General features: G+C 46.8%; 1 protein-coding gene. It reads right to left on the reverse strand.

The window, feature by feature from the left end:
- Positions 1 to 170: 170 nt before the first annotated feature.
- Positions 171 to 2,362 (reverse strand): TonB-dependent receptor (locus OEV79_12580; protein MDH4212272.1); only part of this gene is annotated, 2,192 nt, incomplete at its 5' end.

Consider the following 2,362-nt stretch of genomic DNA (forward strand, 5'->3'; position numbering starts at 1 on the left):
GACGTTGGCATATGCGATTGGCTCATTGGTTTTGTCGTCAACTACCCTGCCCTGGATCTTGCCGGTAACACTGCTGAAAAGGACGATCGCCATAAATAAACAATTCATCTCAAGCCTCCGCGATTATAAACAGTGTTACATACATTGTCAACAAAATGCGCCTCCATTCATCAGTAACTAATAGAAACGCCAATCCTTGCCCTTCTCGGCGCGCTGTACGCAGCTGCCCAGTCGTCAGTTGCTTCGATCAGATCTCTGAAAGCAACATAATGCTCGAACGGAATGATCAAACCGTCATGATTAAGGTCTGCGGCCGGATGATAATAGTCGTTGGTGAAAGTTAAATAGTCACTGAAATCCCACGGTTTTATTTGTTCTGGCTGTTTCATGGGAGCATGAAAGATAACTTGATAACGTTCATCGAGCAGGTTCAGTACCTCGAAACTAAAGCCTAGGGTAACAGGTCCAAATTTGAACGATTTTGAAAGCACACAATCAATTTGCTTTTGGGTAGGCAGATAGAGGATATTTCTTTCGAGGTACTTACCTTCGGGTCCGGGCGGTGTGTAAGGGAAACCATTGCCAAGATAACCAAAGATATGCAATGAAGCGTCGTATGGTAGATGAAGCACACCCTGCACAAAGATTCTGTGTCGCTGGTCAAAATCGAGATAGTACGTTTCCGCCGGATTGGTGAGGGCAGTATCCGCATATTCACCGGCAAACGAACTTGTCCCCCTTGTCCAGGAAAGGGTGTAGGATATTTTTCCGTCGAACAGATCGTTTCTGAATTCCAGGATCGTTTCAATTCCCTTTATGTTTGCATACTCCATGTTGTCATACAAATAATAATCATTGGAAGGCGGCGAGAGAATGTAGCGCGTGCCGATAAGGTCAGTAACATCTTTGTAAAATGCGTTGACGGTAGTGCTTACCTCGTTGCTGATGGCGCCCTGCAGTCCTATTTCGTAACTCGTGGTCTTCTCAGGTTCAAGGTCGGGGTTGCCAACCTGCGGCAAATACTTGTACAGGTATGATGGAAAAGGTAGGATGTTGTAGAACGCGTAAATGTAGTCATAGAGAGGACGCTGAGCATACCTGCCGATATTGGCACGGAAAATGAAATCTTCGGTCACCTGGAAAGAAAAACCGATGCGCGGTGAGAATATGCCTTTGGGCTGTACACCTGCAATATCACTGGAGAAATAGTCGTACCTGCATCCGATTTTGGCGTATAGATCCTTATAGTCAATGTTGTCCTGGATATAGAATACGAACTCATCGGGTCTGTAATGGTATTGGTCGGCAAACTGGTGTAGTGAATCACTTACGTAATAGGAGAAGTTCTCTAAATCCTGGTAAATATATTCCATTCCTGCCTTCACTTCATGGTATCGATGAATTTGGATATTGCCGGTTGTTCTCGCGCTCAGGACGGTCGATGTTTTATCTTCATATCTTGGATAATCGCCTCTACATATGACAGCGTAGTACGTTGTTCCGAAGGGATTATCATTACTTCCCAGAGGCCACTCGAGGGTCTCGTAGTCGCGGAAAACATAATCATCGAATATTCCTGAATTTCCTTCTTCGCGGACTCCGAAGATTCGACGCGTGTACAACCGGCTCAACGTGATACTAAGGAAACGGCGTGGGTCAGGCAGGTAATCCAACGTTATCGTTTGCAGATTTCCCTTTCGCATGTCTGATCGGTAATGATCAAGATGGAACTTATAGAAAGTCCTAAAATTCGAATAGCGGTCGAACTGGGTCCGTGAACCGGCTCCACTAATACGCAGCGTCATTTTTTTGGAGAGTGCGTAGAAGCATTTTCCGTAAAATGAATAATCCTGACGTTCCTTGTGTGGTAGCAGGTACAGACGCGGGTCCCAGTCATCGGTCGTCATCGCATCAAAGGAAAGGAATCCTTTGAGTTTTGTGGATACAGGCAAATGTATGGAAGATTGAACATTTTCGTATCCGAAATCGTAATAGGTCGGCATGATCTTTTCGGTCTTACCGTATAGTTTCGTGCTGAGATTATCGGCCGGGTGTGCCGTTATCATATTGACGATCCCGGACATGGCGCGACCGTATTCGGCATCGAAACCACCCGGAAGAAATATTACCTCGTCGACCACACCCTGCGATAATGTAATGGCGGGGTCTCCGGTCTGGGGGTCGATGATCGAAACGTTATCGATCATGTACTGGACCTCGGTGGCCCGGCCGCCACGCACATGAAGCGCCGTGTCGGTTCGGGCAACCGCCGCCTGGAATGCAACCAGCTCGATCGTATAATCGACCGGCAAATAAGGGAGTTCGGTCTTGCGAATGAGATAAGTGGTGCCGACCATGTCTT

This window comes from candidate division WOR-3 bacterium, from assembly GCA_029858255.1.
Taxonomy (GTDB): Bacteria; Hydrothermota; Tepidihabitantia; order SM23-42; family SM23-42; genus SM23-42.